Annotated in this window: 17 protein-coding genes; 12 read left to right on the top strand and 5 right to left on the bottom strand. The window is 44.7% G+C overall.

Going from position 1 to position 14,075, the window contains the following annotated elements:
* Nucleotide 1: 1 nt before the first annotated feature.
* On the top strand, nt 2–1,435 hold the full coding sequence (locus THERU_RS04140) for a hypothetical protein (RefSeq protein ID WP_025306016.1): 1,434 nt from the start codon (nt 2–4) through the stop codon (nt 1,433–1,435).
* Between the two features lies 1 nt (nt 1,436).
* Nucleotides 1,437–1,691 carry an EscU/YscU/HrcU family type III secretion system export apparatus switch protein gene (locus tag THERU_RS04135; protein WP_025306015.1) on the top strand — a complete coding sequence of 85 codons (255 nt, stop codon included), beginning with the start codon at nt 1,437–1,439 and terminating at the stop codon, nt 1,689–1,691.
* Here THERU_RS04135 and THERU_RS04130 read toward each other — a convergent pair.
* The 3 genes from THERU_RS04130 to THERU_RS04120 are packed head-to-tail and all read right to left on the bottom strand — an operon-like array spanning nt 1,688 to nt 3,944.
* On the bottom strand, nt 1,688–2,152 hold the full coding sequence (locus tag THERU_RS04130; protein ID WP_025306014.1) for a hypothetical protein: 465 nt from the start codon (nt 2,150–2,152) through the stop codon (nt 1,688–1,690). The genes THERU_RS04135 and THERU_RS04130 overlap by 4 nt on opposite strands.
* Entirely contained in the window at nt 2,152–3,501 is a 1,350-nt protein-coding gene (gene hslU, locus THERU_RS04125) for an ATP-dependent protease ATPase subunit HslU (protein WP_025306013.1), read from the bottom strand. Before hslU ends, THERU_RS04130 begins: the two co-directional genes overlap by 1 nt.
* Nucleotides 3,501–3,944: a hypothetical protein gene (locus THERU_RS04120; RefSeq protein ID WP_025306012.1), complete on the bottom strand. Its 444-nt coding sequence runs from the start codon at nt 3,942–3,944 to the stop codon at nt 3,501–3,503. The genes hslU and THERU_RS04120 overlap by 1 nt, the downstream gene beginning before the upstream one ends.
* A 42-nt stretch (nt 3,945–3,986) precedes the next feature.
* On the opposite strand from THERU_RS04120, the gene THERU_RS04115 reads away from it, so the two are divergent.
* The 8 genes from THERU_RS04115 to THERU_RS04080 are packed head-to-tail and all read left to right on the top strand — an operon-like array spanning nt 3,987 to nt 10,500.
* Complete coding sequence (locus tag THERU_RS04115; RefSeq protein WP_025306011.1) at nt 3,987–6,764, top strand: [protein-PII] uridylyltransferase family protein; 2,778 nt, start codon at nt 3,987–3,989, stop codon at nt 6,762–6,764.
* Entirely contained in the window at nt 6,761–7,288 is a 528-nt protein-coding gene (locus THERU_RS04110) for a KdsC family phosphatase (RefSeq protein WP_025306010.1), read from the top strand. Before THERU_RS04115 ends, THERU_RS04110 begins: the two co-directional genes overlap by 4 nt.
* Nucleotides 7,285–7,776, top strand: a complete 492-nt coding sequence (gene lptC / locus THERU_RS04105) for an LPS export ABC transporter periplasmic protein LptC (protein ID WP_025306009.1) — start codon at nt 7,285–7,287, stop codon at nt 7,774–7,776. Before THERU_RS04110 ends, lptC begins: the two co-directional genes overlap by 4 nt.
* Nucleotides 7,773–8,207: a lipopolysaccharide transport periplasmic protein LptA gene (lptA, locus tag THERU_RS04100; RefSeq protein WP_025306008.1), complete on the top strand. Its 435-nt coding sequence runs from the start codon at nt 7,773–7,775 to the stop codon at nt 8,205–8,207. Before lptC ends, lptA begins: the two co-directional genes overlap by 4 nt.
* Entirely contained in the window at nt 8,204–8,485 is a 282-nt protein-coding gene (locus THERU_RS04095; RefSeq protein WP_025306007.1) for an HU family DNA-binding protein, read from the top strand. Before lptA ends, THERU_RS04095 begins: the two co-directional genes overlap by 4 nt.
* Nucleotides 8,472–9,515, top strand: a complete 1,044-nt coding sequence (locus THERU_RS04090) for a geranylgeranyl reductase family protein (protein ID WP_025306006.1) — start codon at nt 8,472–8,474, stop codon at nt 9,513–9,515. The genes THERU_RS04095 and THERU_RS04090 overlap by 14 nt, the downstream gene beginning before the upstream one ends.
* Nucleotides 9,516–9,554: 39 nt before the next feature.
* The gene (locus THERU_RS04085; RefSeq protein ID WP_038532103.1) at nt 9,555–10,022 is read left to right on the top strand and encodes a Fur family transcriptional regulator; all 468 of its coding nucleotides are present in this window, start codon (nt 9,555–9,557) and stop codon (nt 10,020–10,022) included.
* Nucleotides 10,003–10,500, top strand: a complete 498-nt coding sequence (locus THERU_RS04080) for a lytic transglycosylase domain-containing protein (protein WP_025306004.1) — start codon at nt 10,003–10,005, stop codon at nt 10,498–10,500. The genes THERU_RS04085 and THERU_RS04080 overlap by 20 nt, the downstream gene beginning before the upstream one ends.
* Here the strand turns inward: THERU_RS04080 and THERU_RS04075 are convergent.
* The gene (locus THERU_RS04075) at nt 10,484–10,903 is read right to left on the bottom strand and encodes a DUF420 domain-containing protein (protein WP_025306003.1); all 420 of its coding nucleotides are present in this window, start codon (nt 10,901–10,903) and stop codon (nt 10,484–10,486) included. The genes THERU_RS04080 and THERU_RS04075 overlap by 17 nt on opposite strands.
* A gap of 39 nt (nt 10,904–10,942) precedes the next feature.
* Here THERU_RS04075 and THERU_RS04070 point away from each other — a divergent pair, with 39 nt between their 5' ends.
* Both THERU_RS04070 and THERU_RS04065 read left to right on the top strand, forming a co-directional pair.
* Nucleotides 10,943–11,626: a PilZ domain-containing protein gene (locus tag THERU_RS04070; RefSeq protein ID WP_025306002.1), complete on the top strand. Its 684-nt coding sequence runs from the start codon at nt 10,943–10,945 to the stop codon at nt 11,624–11,626.
* The gene (locus THERU_RS04065) at nt 11,623–12,759 is read left to right on the top strand and encodes an ABC transporter permease (protein WP_025306001.1); all 1,137 of its coding nucleotides are present in this window, start codon (nt 11,623–11,625) and stop codon (nt 12,757–12,759) included. The genes THERU_RS04070 and THERU_RS04065 overlap by 4 nt, the downstream gene beginning before the upstream one ends.
* On the opposite strand, the gene miaB is transcribed toward THERU_RS04065, so the two are convergent.
* Nucleotides 12,745–14,055 carry a tRNA (N6-isopentenyl adenosine(37)-C2)-methylthiotransferase MiaB gene (miaB, locus tag THERU_RS04060; protein WP_025306000.1) on the bottom strand — a complete coding sequence of 437 codons (1,311 nt, stop codon included), beginning with the start codon at nt 14,053–14,055 and terminating at the stop codon, nt 12,745–12,747. The genes THERU_RS04065 and miaB overlap by 15 nt on opposite strands.
* Between the last annotated feature and the right edge of the window lie 20 nt (nt 14,056–14,075).

Raw genomic sequence — 14,075 nt, 5'->3', positions numbered from 1 at the left:
TATGGAAATTCGTCGTATAGAGGGAGTATTTTTACAGCACGCTTTGGAGACCGTCCAAGGGCTAAAAGCGGAGAACATCAGCAAGCAGATGAGCCTAAAGCTTCTGACCACCGTTCCGCAAGCCCTACTTGACGCTTTTTCCGAGGGTACCATCTTGGAAGGGCGCGTGGTCCAAACCCAAGGTAGAACCCTAAGGGTGATGCTAAACAACCAAGAGCTTGTTGCAGAGAATCTGTCTGACCTTGAAATAAAGGAGGGAGATCAGTTAAAGCTGATGCTTGAAAGTAAAAACCCAATTACCCTGAAGATTGTCTCCTTACAAAGAAGGTTAGACATAGAGCGGGTTCTACAGTTTGTGGTTGATTTTCAGGAGGAACCACCCATAAACTTGGACTTACAAAAACTCCAAGCACTGGTAAAGAACTCTGGGCTTTTTTACGAAAGAAAACTGTTGGACTTCCTTACAGGAAAGGTAGATTTGAAGAGCATTCTTGAGGACACAAAGGCACAACTGCTCAGTAATATCTTTAACTTAGCAGGACAAATTCATGGCGGAGAGGTTAAGGACATAAAAACTATAGACCAGCTATTTGGGATGGTGCTAAAGAGGACAGAGAACCTAAAGGAGATAGAGAATCTCTTAAGGACACTCTATCTTGAGAACTTAAATCACTGGGAGTTTACGCAGTTTGTGAGGCTCGTTGAAAGCATTGGAAAAAAGGAAATTTTGAAGGCTTTAGAAAAGGGGGACAAGGATGCCCTCTTGATACTTTTGAGTAAAGAGCTAAAGAGCATAGAGGACACGCCTGCCGGCAAGAGCTTTAGCTTGGCCTTTGAAAGGCTAAGGCAGTTTAGCCTTTTGGTAAGGGATGAGGAGCTTGGTGATCTTCTTAGAAGCTTTTTCGAGGCGGTGGAGAAAGAAGATATCGGCAAGCTCAGAGAAATTCATAGAAGGCTTGAGAACTTCATAGAAGAGGGTAGAAGACTTTTGCCCTTTAGGGAGAAGATAGAGAAGGATGGTCTTGTATGGCTCCAACAGCTAAACACCATCTCTCAGATGCAGAGGCTCATGATCAATGAGGGCACGGTGGTGCTACCCTTTAAGTGGGAAGGGTACAAGGGGGGAATGCTAATAAGGACGCAAAAGAACGAATACAAGGTTTTTATAAACCTAAACTATCCGGAAGGTTTTGTAAGTGCCATCCTCTCAAGCCCGAAGACAGAAAAGGTAAAAGCCGTAAGCTTGAACTTATACACTAACAATGAGCTTTTCTACAAAAAGATGGAGGAAGGAAAAGCCTTGTTGGAAAGCATGCTGAAAGAGGAAGGTCTTCAACTCAGGGATTTAAAGCTAAACCTACTGCCCTCTTCTCAATCTTTGAAGGAGGTTTTGAAGGAGCATTTTTACGAAGCAAATTTATATTTGGTGGTTTGAAATGGAGGAGAGAAAGAAGGCGGTAGCCCTCAGGTACGACCCAGAGAAGGACAAGGCACCCGTTGTTTTGGCAAAGGGCTACGGTGAGTTGGCGGAGAGGATCATAAAAATAGCAAAAGAAAAGAACATACCCATAGTAGAAGATAAGGACCTAGTATCAGCGTTGATAAGGGTGGAGGTTTTTGAGGAGATTCCTCCCGAGCTTTACCGAGCGGTGGCAAAGGTTTTAGTTTTTATAAAGACGTTGAGAACTTAACTCATGCTCTGATAAGATCTGGATGCAGAGTAGAGATAATACCTAAGTAATTGATATACCTTAGCCATATATTGGCTTGCTATTCTCAACTTTTCCTCATCCCAAGCTGTGAGCATATCCTCCAACAGAACCACCACCTCTTCTATATCCTTTGCCAGCTCTTTGTCTGCAAACATGGGGGACATGGCACTTAAGAAGGGGAGGGACACTAAAGTCAAAGACAGAGACTCCAAGGCAAGCTCCAAGAGGTAGGATTTTTTATTTTCTTCTTCTAAAAATTCTATGTTGTTTAGAAGTTCCGAGAGCATTTCAAATATATCCAAATAAAAAAAGGATATACGCATGGAAACCTCGGAGGAGGGCTTTATACTCTTAGCATGCAGGATGATATTGACAGATTTTTCCTGCAACAGCACCAACTCCTCCAGCCTTCTTATGAAGTTATAAATGTACCCATCCATCACAGTATATACCTTGAAAGCTCCACATCCTTTACGAGGTTTGAAAGCTTTGCCCTTACAAACTTGCTGTCTATTATTATACGTTGTCCGGCCAAATCCGGTGCGTTGAAGGATATATCCTCCAAGAGCTTTTCCATTATGGTGTACAGCCTTCTTGCACCTATGTTCTCTGTACGGTTGTTTATCTCCTCTGCAATGCTTGCGATCTCTTCTATGGCATCGCTGGTAAATTCCAGATCCACACCCTCCGTCTTTAAAAGCTCTACGTATTGCTTTACAAGGGCGTTCTTCGGCTCTACCAATATGCGCACAAAGTCTTCCTTGGAGAGGGGCTTTAGTTCCACCCTTATGGGAAATCTTCCCTGCAGTTCAGGAATTAGGTCTGAGGGCTTGGACATATGGAAGGCACCCGCTGCAATAAAGAGGATATGGTCTGTCCTCACAGGTCCATACTTGGTTCTAACCACAGTTCCCTCCACTATGGGCAAAAGGTCCCTCTGCACACCCTCCCGGGAAACACCCGGACCCACTCCCGGTGTCTTGATGGCTATCTTGTCTATCTCATCAATGAATATGATCCCAAAGTTCTCTGCCCTATAGATGGCCTCTGAAATTATTTCCTCTTGATCTATGAGCTTTTCCGCTTCCTCTTGCTCCAGGATCTGAAGGGCTTCCTTTACTTTTACCTTTCTCTTTTTCCTGTAAGATACCATGCCTCCCAGTAGGTTTCTGAGCTGGTCTTCCAACTCCTCCAAACCGGGGGGACCCGCAATGCCTACAATTGGTGGTAGTTTTTCTTGAACTTCTATCTCCACGTACTTATCATCCAACTCTCCCTTGCGGAGCTTTTCTTTGAGGTAAGAACGACTGACGGTAGTTTGGGTAATTCTCGTCCCAAAGCTGAGCTGTTGGGGAGTCAGGTAATCTAAGAGCCTTTCCTCCGCGTTCCTTTTTGCCCTTTCTCTCACCTCCTGCATCTTCTCCTGCTTTACCATCTGATAGGAAACCTCCACCAGTTCCCTCACCATAGATTCCACATCCCTTCCCACATAGCCCACCTCTGTGTATTTGGTAGCCTCCACCTTTATGAAGGGTGCCTTTATAAGTTGGGCAAGCCTGCGGGCGATCTCTGTCTTTCCTACACCCGTAGGACCTATCATCAAAAGGTTCTTTGGTGCCACTTCATCCCTCATATGGGGCGGAAGCTTTTGTCTCCTCCAGCGGTTCCTGAGGGCTATGGCCACTGCCCTTTTTGCCTCCTCCTGACCTATCACATACTTACTCAGCTCTTCCACTATCCTTTTTGGAGTTAGCTCCTCCAAGATGGCAGTTAGTTCTTTGACTTCCATCAAGAGCCTCCCGTTTTCTTCCTAATATCAAGGGTTCTAACAAGCTTTTCAAGGTATGCGTCTAAGTTCTTGGGAAAGGGCTCCAAGCTAATGCTATATGGATACACCCTGTTTATCACACTTAAGGGCGGATTTCCCACGCCCATGGCAGGCACTATCTCCTTTGCTCCTCTCCTCCTTGCCTCCTCGTAAGCCAAACGGTAAGCAGTCCTGAGGGCCTCCTCCAAGTCAGAAAATCTCTCTATTTCATCACCCAGCTCGTAAAGGACTATGTGTTTTGCACTTTTGCGGAACAAATCCCAGTCTAACACCTCCTTTATGTAATGCTTTCCATCTAGTTCCATAATTTCAACGCAGGAGAGGTCTTCCAGCTCAAAGGTTACGATGTAGTAATCCACGAGCTCTCTGTCTGCGTAAACGTCAGGAAAAAAGAAAAGCTCCACCCTAATAGAATAGTATAAGCCAAAAACTTTAAAATGTTATAAATGGTTCCCTCGCAGTGGTTTTCCTCCGCCGAGAGGTACTTGACAAACCCAAAGAAGGCTGAGGAATCCTTTAAAGAACTCCTTGAGAAGCATCCTGAACCCAAGAGCCTTCTGGATTACCTAAACGAAAGAAGGTTTATCCTCCTCTTGAGGCTTTTGGACCACTCCGAGTGCATGAGAAAGTTCCTCATCAACCATCCCACGGACTTTCAGAATGTTATACCGGGGCTCTGGTATGTTTCAAAGAGAAAGGAGGATTATTTGCGAGAGTTAGAAGAGTTGGTAAGCCCGCACTCGGAGGATAAAAAGTTTTCGGAAAAGTTAGCTTATTACCGCCACAGGGAACTTATGAGGCTCCTTTCAAAGGAGTTTCTTGGCACCGCAAAGCTTGAGGATATACTGAGGGAGTATTCTGAGCTTCCAGATGCCCTTTTGGAGCTTGCCTACAGAAGGTCCCTCTCGGAGGCAATTGACCTTTACGGGGAGCCATTGGAGGAAGACCAAAAACCCGCCACCGCCTGCATAATAGGTCTTGGAAAGCTCGGAAGCTACGAGCTCAATTATTACTCAGACATAGACATAATGTTCATACACTCCTCCGATAAGGGAAGGGCAGGGAAGCTAACTCTGAATGAATTTTTCAGCAAGGTATTTCAGAAGGTGGTAAGCCTTATGACAAGCATCACACCAGAAGGCAAGCCCTACGAGGTAGATTTGGACCTCCGACCCTTTGGAAAATCCGGGCCCATCTCCATGTCCCTCAGAAGTGCAGAGCTCTACTACGAGAGCTATGGTAGAATGTGGGAAAGGTTTGCCCTCCTCAGGGCTCGCTACAGTGCGGGAGACCCAGAGCTTTACAGAGCCTTTGAAAGGGAAGTCAAAGAGCCCTTTGTATTTAGAAAATCCATAGACTACAGGGTACTGGAGGAGATAAGGCTAATAAAAGCCCAGATCAATGCCCAGGCAAAGAAAAGTCTCTTAAATAAGATAAACGTCAAGACGGGAGAGGGTGGCACAAGGGAGGTGGAGTTTATGGTGCAGGCTATGGTTTTGCTATTTGGGGGAAAGTTTCCCTTTCTAAGGGAGAGCAACACCATAAGGGCCCTGTGGAAATTACACCAAAAGGGCATTTTTTCCATGGAGGAGGTGAAATTTTTAGAGTCCGCCTATTTGTTTTTAAGGAAGTTGGAGCACCGGATCCAGATGAAAAACTGCACGCAAAATCATGCCTTTAGCCCACAGGAGGTGCCTCTATTAGCCAAACTCATGGACATGGATGTGGAGGAGTTCCAGCGTAGGTTTCAAGAATACACCAAGAGGATAAGCCAGATGTTTTATAACATGCTACCAGCCCAAGAGGAAAAGGAGTTGGATCCTCTAATGGCTTCCCTTTTGGAGGGAGACCAAGAGTCGGGAAAGGAGTTTTTAACTTCCTTGGGCTTTAAAAACCCTGCAAGGGCTTTTAATATACTCCTGAACTATGTGCAAGGAAGCCTTGGAGTAAGCCTATCCTCGGAGGAAAGAAGACAGTTTTACGAACTTCTTCCTCAAATGGTGAAGATGATGGCAAGCACGCCGGACCCAGACGAAACCCTAAACAACTTTGACAAATTCTTCTCTAACCCAACGGGTAGGAGGGTGATCCTCAGCAGTTCCAAGGAGGACTTTAGAACAAGACTATGCAAGGTGTTTTCCTTATCTTCTTATCTTTCCACTCTTATCAGCAGAAACCCAGACCTGGTAGAGGATGTGCTAACTTTATATCAGGATTACCCAGACCAAAACAGATTAGAGGAAGAGTTTGAAAAATACAGGGAAAGGCTACCTTTGAGCCCTGAGAATTTATTCAGAAGGTTCAAAACCATTTGGGAAGTGCGGAATGCTTTAGTTTATTTAGTAAAGCAAGAGGACAGATACACAAAGCTTGAAAAGTTTTTCCTGAGTCTTAGCGAGCTTGCGGACTTTTTGATGAAAAAGCTCTGGCAATTTTCAGAAGGTGTATGCCTTTATGCCCTTGGAAAGTATGGTAGTCGGGAGCTGACGATAGGTTCAGACCTTGACCTTGTTTTTGTGGCAAGGTCGCCAAGCTTTGAGGAGGTCAAATTAGCCCAGCAGATGATCAAGTTCATCACCCTGCATACCTCAGAAGGATACCTTTACAAGTTAGACTTTAGACTGAGACCCATGGGCAGTAAAGGGGAGCTATTGCCATCCATAGACTTTTACAGGGAATACTTTGAAAAGAATGCCCGCACTTGGGAAAGGATCGCATGGACACGGGCAAGGTTCATAGTGGGAGACACAACCCTAAGGGACGAGTTTGAGGAGGTTATAGAGAACTTTCTTTTCAGCAAACCCATAACGGAGAGAGAAATCAGAGAGATAAGGGACATGCGCTTTGCCTTGGAAAGCAACGCAAAGAAAGACAAAGAGCTGATAGATATAAAGTTCGGCAGGGGTGGTCTAATAGACGGAGAGTTTTTAATCCAGCTTTACATACTCAGGGAAAAACTCAGAGAACCATCCATGATCAGGGCTTACAGGATTTTAGCCCAAAAACACTCCCTTTTGAAGGAGGCTTTTGAAATATACATGTTCCTTAGGTTGGTGGAAACAAGGCACAGGCTCTCCAAAGAGCACGGCGGTTCTGTGCTCAACAAAAAAGACAGAGAGAGGGTTGCCAGCTCTCTAAATATGTCCTTTGAAGACTTTGAGGACAAACTCAGAGAAAGCCTGAAAAGAATGCGGGAGATATTCTTGGAGGTTTTTGAGGTATGAAAAGAAAAGACTTAAAACCAATCGCCAAAAGGATAAAACTCTTTTTGATGGATGTGGACGGGGTGCTCACCGATGGAAGGCTATACTACACAGAAAGGGGCGAAGAGATAAAGGTTTTTGACGTTAGGGATGGCTTGGGGATAAAACTACTGCAAAGGTCAGGCATTGAGGTGGGAGTTATCTCCGGGCGCTCTTCAAAAGCCCTGCTTAAAAGGCTTGAAGAACTTGGCATTGAAGAGGTTCATACGGGCAGGAACGATAAGCTGGAGGTTTTAGAGAAAATTCTCAAGGAAAAGAACTTAAAGGCGGAGGAGGTTGCTTACGTGGGAGATGATTACCTGGATGTGCCAGTTTTAAAGGTGGTGGGTTTTCCCGCTACCGTAAAGGATGCACCGCCTTTGGTAAAGAGGTATGCCCTTTATGTATCAAAGAGGGAAGGGGGAAGGGGTGCAGTCAGGGAAATTGCGGAGTTTTTGCTAAATTTGAGGGGAGAGTTAAAGGGACTTTTGGAGGGCTATCTATGACAAAGATTATTCTTCTTTCACTGCTTTTGATTTTTATGGCATACCTTGGCAACCGATGGGTCAATTCCTACGAAGTGATCCAAAAGCCTACAAAAGAGGTGAGCCTTTTGGAAGGAGTTGAGGTTAAAGTCTTTGGTGGAAAGGGGGAGGAGTGGCAAATTTATGGAAGTAGGGCAAGGCTTGAGGACAGCAAGATTTTTATGGAAGATATATTGCTCCAATCGGGGGAAACCACCTTAACCGCAAAGAGTGGTTCCATAGATAGGGACACGGGCGAAGGTTACTTAGAAGGAAACGTGGTTTTGCAAACAAAAGAGGGAGTCTTTAAAACAGACAGGGCGGAGTTAAAGCTAAAGGAGGGGCTTGCCTACGGAGAGGGAAAGGTGGTCTTTGAAGATGGGCGCAACGTGGTGGAAGGGGTAGGATGGCAAGTGGAGTTTAAGCCCACAAGGGTTATAATAAATCAAGCTAAGGTTAAACTGCAATGAAAAGTCTACTTTTCCTGTTAATACTGTTTATTTTTGCTTACTCTCAGCCAATACTGGCAGAGGCTGATAAGATGGTCTATGAAAAGAACAGCATAGTTTACATAGGGAATGTTAAAATCACCAAGGGCAATGAGTTGCTTACCGCCGATAAAGTGATAATCTACTTGGATGAAAACAGAAAAGCAAACTCTGCAGAAGCGGAAGGTAAAGTTTTTTACATGGACGGAAAAAGGACTGCAAAAGCAGATAAAGCGTTCTATGACTTCAAAAAGGATATTGTACAACTTGTAGGCAACGCAAGGATAGAAGAGGGACCCAACTTTGTGGAGGCAGACGAGATCGTCTATTACAGAAAGGAGGAAAGGGCTATAGCTATAAGCAAAAACAAAAGGGTTAGAAGCTTTTATGTGGAAGAGAAGGAGAAAAAATGAACAAAAGCCAGCTTATAGACAAAGTTTCAAAGGAGTTTAACTTGGATAGGGCAAGCGCAAAACAGCTTGTGGAGTGCATTTTAGAAAGCATGGTGGAAGTTCTAATGAGTGGTAAGAGAATAGAAATGAGGGGCTTTGGGGTTCTCAAACTGAAAAAACTAAAGGGCACCTTTGTGAAGAACCCAAGGAATGGGATAGAGTTTTTTGTAGGAGAGAGATACACCGTTAGGTTTAAACCCTCAAAAAGGCTCTTGGAAAGGCTCAATGAGAAGGCTTAAGTGTGAATTTTTAGTGGTAGGTGGAGGACCGGCAGGATCAACCACTGCCTACAAGCTGGCAAAGGGGGGTGCAAAGGTTTTGGTGGTGGATTTCAAGAGAAAAATAGGTACGCCCGTTCAGTGTGCGGAGTTCGTTCCCATACAGCTCTATCATCAATTTAAAGAGTTCTTTGACGAGGAAGCCATAGCCCAAAGGGTAAATAAGATGGTGCATTTTACTCCCTGGGGGGAAATGGTCTCCATGGACTCTCCGGGCTTTGTTCTAAACAGGGAAATTTTTGATTACAAAATACACCTTTTAGCCCTCCAGAACGGTGCGGAGTATATGCTCAGAACCCGGTTTTTGGCCCTAGAAGGAAAGTATGCCCTACTGGAGAACATAGACACAAGGGAAAGGCTTGTGGTGGAGTTTGGGCTTTTGATAGGTGCGGATGGACCACGCTCAAGGGTAAGCATCCTAACGGGAGAACATACCAAAGACTTTTTAACCACTGCCCAGATCACTGCGCCTTTGAAGGTTCCTGTGGAAGACCTTCTCATCTTCTTTAAGGACTACATACCCGGGGGCTATGGATGGCTCTTTCCAAAGGGCTCTACTGCCAACGTGGGAGTGGGCTTGGACCCAAGCTTTGGAATAAATGTGATGGACGCTTTGAAGAGGTTCTTTACAGAGGTTGTGGCAGAGGGTTTTGTGGAGAATAAAATCCTTAAGAGAACGGGTGGATGGATCCCTGCAGAGGGACTTTTAAAGGTGGTCCGAGACAGGGTTATGTTGGTGGGTGATGCGGCAGGATTTTGCCATCCCATAACAGGGGGTGGCATAGCAAACGCAGTGCTCTCTGGAAGCATGTGCGCAGATGCCATCTTGGAAGGTTCTCCGGAGGATTTTGAAGAGCTATCAGAAGACATCTTTGGCGAAACCCTCAGAAGGGCAAGCTTAAAGAGGAAGAAATATATGAAAGAATGGAATGCCTTGGAGGATAGGATAAAAAAGACTTGGATTGCTTTTAAGGAGTATTGGGAGGATTAATCATTGAAAATGAAACTCATTTGATATATATTTAAGTGCATGCAGGGGGACTTGGAGAACCTAAAGAGGGACTTTGAGAGGTTTTTGAAAAGCAGGGGTGGGAAGATAACAAAAGGGCGTTTTGAGATAATTGATATGATCGCCAACTACGGCACGCATTTTGAGATAGAGGACTTGGTCCGATGGATCTCTTCCCGAAACAAAAACGTGGCATCACGGTCCACCATATACAGGACGGTCCGATTACTACAGGAGTTTGGGGCTATAAGGGAGGTCATAAAGCTAAACAACAGGACAATCTATGAGTTTGTGGTAGGAAAGCAACATCACGAACATCTGATATGCGTTGAGTGTGGCAAGATCATAGAGTTCAACAAAGAGGAAATAGAACAACTGCAGGAAAAAGTTTGCGAAGAATACGACTTTACGCCCATAAATCATCGCCTTGAAATATTTGGCATCTGCAGTGATTGTAAGGAGAAGCGTCGTGAGAATAGAGTGGGGTGATCTACCCTTAAAGACCACAAGGGCATGGCATATACAGAGTGAAAGGGAAAGCTTTGAGAAGGTTCTGGAGGAGGTTTCTTCTGTTAAAAACACGACGAACATTTCTGCATTGGTGGAAAAGGCTTCATTAAAGTACGGGATACCCAAGGAAATACTCATGGCTATAATAAGCGTGGAGAGCGGGTTTAATCCAAGGGCTTACAACAAGAATAAGGATGGCACCGAGGACAGAGGACTGATGCAAGTCAATTACCAGCATAATTTAAGTTTGATGAAGGAGTATGGAATCACAGACCCGGAACAGCTTTATGATCCAGAGCTAAACATAGAGATTGGGGCAAGGATCCTTTACGAGAATTACAAAAGGTTTGGCAACTGGATTATGGCAATTAAAGCCTACAATGGTTTAAAGGCGGACAACTGGGATTACGTGAGGAAGGTTTTGAGCAAGGTCTCAGAATTTAGGCGTTCTTATTGAGCCATTGCATGAAGAAGTATATAAGCCAGCCAGTTATGGCAACATAAAGCCAAACAAAGGCGGTTATTGGTGCGATTTTTCTATGCTTTTCAAACATGTTTTTAAAGGCATACCTTATGGTAATAACCGCAAGGGGGAAATTCACTATGGCTAAAATGGTATGCGTCCATAGTATGAAGAAGAAGAGCCCTCTGTAGGGTCCAGTGTAAGGCTGTGGAGGGTAAAGGATGCTTTTCAGCACATAGAGTAAGACAAATACCAAAGCAAAGATGGAGGCGTTGATCATGAAAAATTTGTGGATTTCTCTCTTGCCCTTTTTGATGAAGAACAGTCCAGCCAATATGGAAAGACCGCTTATGCCTATGGTGATCAAGCTGAGGTAGTTTAAAAGTGAATAGCCCATCGTGGGTATTATATCATAGCTGGCTTATAATTTTTGCACATGGATACGGCGGAACTGCTGAAAAATATAAAGGTGGGAGAAAAGTACGAAGTTATTACCACTTGGCATGGGGTACCTGTAAGGATTAAGCAGGAGGTAAGATGGGTCTCGGTACCTGATAGGTTAATCAGCTTTGACTTTTCTGACTGTAAGTTCAAACGGGCCTTCAGTGATGAGAAGGTGTATGTAAAGCTGGGTGAGTTGTATCTTGAGTGTGATATATTCAGCAACATTAGGGACGAACTGGTTTTGCGTGTTAATATGGTGAGCCCACCTCCACCCGTGGTTATAAGGGAGTTTGTAAGGGTTGAACCTTCAGAAAGCAAGCCTGTGTATGTTTCCTTTTGTGCTGGAGAGGATTGCATAGTTTCTGCTAAAGCAGTGGATGTAAGCGAAAGTGGTGTGGGTGTAATGCTATCAAAGGAAGATGTTACTAAACTTCTTTCTATGCTAAATAATTCCGAAGTGGAGCCTTACCATAAAACCTTTTCTATGGTAATAGAACTGCCCGAGGAAGGTAGCATCTCTGCCCTCGGAGAGCTAAAAAACATACTGAGTAAGGATGAGGGCATATACTTTAGGCTTGGGTTTAAGATTGAGCTTAAACCCGCAGACCTGAAAAAACTCAGAAGCTACATAATGAAACGCCAAAGGGAAATACTGGATAAACTAAAGTCTCTATGAACCTGTTGATCAAGCTTGCCCTCAGATATCTTTTAAGCGTTAGGGGTTCTACTCTTGTAATATCCCTAATAGCTTTTGTGGGAATATCACTAAGTGTAAGCGCGGTGCTTCTTACGATGGGTGCCTTCTCGGGTTTTCAAAAAGCTCTCAAGGAGAAAATTTTGTCTACTACGCCTCATATTATAGTTAGCCTACTCAACGATGACTTTGTAGTAAAAGAGGACGAGCTCAGAAAACTGCCCGAGATAAAAAAGATAGAATATGTGATCCTATACAGTGGAGTGATTTCAAAGGAGGGGAGGGTGCATGCGGTCAGTGTTAAGGGATTAAGAAACTTAAAAGGAGAGGGCATCCTTGTAGGAGAGGGTCTTGCGGACGTTCTTGGTATAGAAAAGGGTCAGGAGGTCGTCTTAATCTCTCCCCTTGGTGTTAGAACTCCGTTGGGCTTTGTGCCAAAGGTGGGGCAGTTCAAGGTAGCCGGGTTTATAAAAACGGGTGCCATGCATCAGGACTATTTTACGGTGGCAATGCCGGTAGAAGAGGCGGAAAAGTTCTTTGGAGACAGCTGGCAGATGAAGGGCTATGAAATATACCTAAAAGACCCATACCAGGCCCAGGAGGTAAAAAAGAAAGTGGAGAATATCTTTGGCTTTTCTGCCATTGTGCGTTCATGGATAGACCTGAACCAACAGCTCTTTAACGCCCTGCAGTTGGAAAAGGTTGCCATCTTTTTTGTGCTTTTGCTTATGACCACCCTGTCCTCTTTTAACATCACAAGCTTGCTATTTCTAAAGGTAAGGGACAAGGTAAGGGACATAGCGGTCTTAAGAACCTACGGCTTTAAGAGAAAGGATATTATGCTGACGTTTTTGTTGCAAGGTATTATATTGGGCCTGGGTGGTGCCTTCTTTGGTATAACTTTAGCTTTGGTAGGGCAGTTTCTGATAAATCAGTACAAGCTAATAAGGGTGCCCGCGGATGTGTATTTAATGGACCACATTCCCTGTGCCATAGAGCCCACAGATCTGGCAATTACCTTTTTTGTAGCCCTCTTTATATCCCTGATGGCGAGCCTTGCTCCCTCTTACAGGGCAAGCAAGCTAAGCGTGGTGGAAATTCTAAGAAAGGACTGAAACCAAGGAGCATTCCAAATTGTATGGATTTGCCTTTTCAACTCGTACCAACACAGTTTTGCCCAAAAGCTCCTCTGGACCTTGAAGTGTAGCCCACCTGTTGGTTAGAGTTCTGCCCACCAATTTTCCGTTTTCGTAGCTTTCCAGAAGCACCTCCTGAATGGTGCCCTCGTATTCTTTGGCGATCTCGGATAGTATTTTCTTTTGCAGGTTCAACAGCCTTGCCATTCTTTGGGTTTTTACATCATCCGGCACCTGTCCTTCCATAGAGTAGGCGGGCGTGCCCGGTCTTGGAGAGAACTTAAAGGAAAAGACCTGCTCAAAACGTACCTTTTCCAAAAGGTCAAGGGTGTGCTCAAAGTCTTCCTCTGTTTCAGTGGGAAAGCCCACGATAACGTCTGTGGAGAAGGTTATACCCTTTTTATACTCCCTCAGCATTTGGATTTTTTCCAAATACTCCTCCTTTGTGTAGCCTCTGTCCATTAGGGCTAAGATCCTGTTGGAGCCAGCTTGGAAGGGAAGATGCACATGGGGGCAAACGGTTGGTATTTCTCCCATTGCTTTCGCAATTCTCTCATCCATATCTTTAGGATGTCCTGTGGTAAACCTTATCCTTTGGACGCCTTCCACTTGGGCCACTTCGTAAAGAAGGTCTGCAAAGTGCATGCCAATGTCTTGTCCCCATGCGGTCACATTCTGCCCCAGTAGATGGATCTCTTTTACTCCATCCTCCACCAGGGCTTTGACTTCAGAGAGAATGCTCTGTAGGCTCCTTGATCTTTGTCTTCCACGGGTCTTTGGCACCACGCAGTAAGTACAATTTTTGTCACATCCTTTCATAACCGTTACGTAGGCGCAGTATTGGTTATCTCTGACGGTTGGATACTCCCAAAGCTTGTCCTCATCCTCTGGAGGTTCCTCCAGGATGGCTATGGCTTTGTAGCCTGCCTGTGCTTGCTGGATAAGTTGGGGCAGTTGATGGATGTTAAAAGAAGAGAACATCAGGTCTATCACCGGTGCCTTATTGACAAGCTCCGCACCCATCCGTTGGGCTAAGCATCCACACACACCTATGATTGCCTTAGGGTTCTTTTCCTTTACCTTCTTGTATTCTCCCAAGTGAGAATAAACCTTTTGGTCGGGCTTTTCTCGGATGGTGCAGGTGTTCAAAAGGATGATGTCTGCCTCTTCGTAGCTTCGGGCCTGCTCGTAGCCCAGGCTCTTTAAAATACCCTTTATCCTCTCCGAGTCGTTAAAGTTCATCTGACAGCCAAAGGTCTTTATGTAGAACTTCATAGGAAAAATATTAAAGCTTA

Source organism: Thermocrinis ruber, from assembly GCF_000512735.1.
Taxonomy (GTDB): domain Bacteria; phylum Aquificota; class Aquificia; order Aquificales; family Aquificaceae; genus Thermocrinis; species Thermocrinis ruber.
Note: the sequence above shows the minus strand (reverse complement) of the source record. Positions and strands in the feature narration are given on the sequence as shown.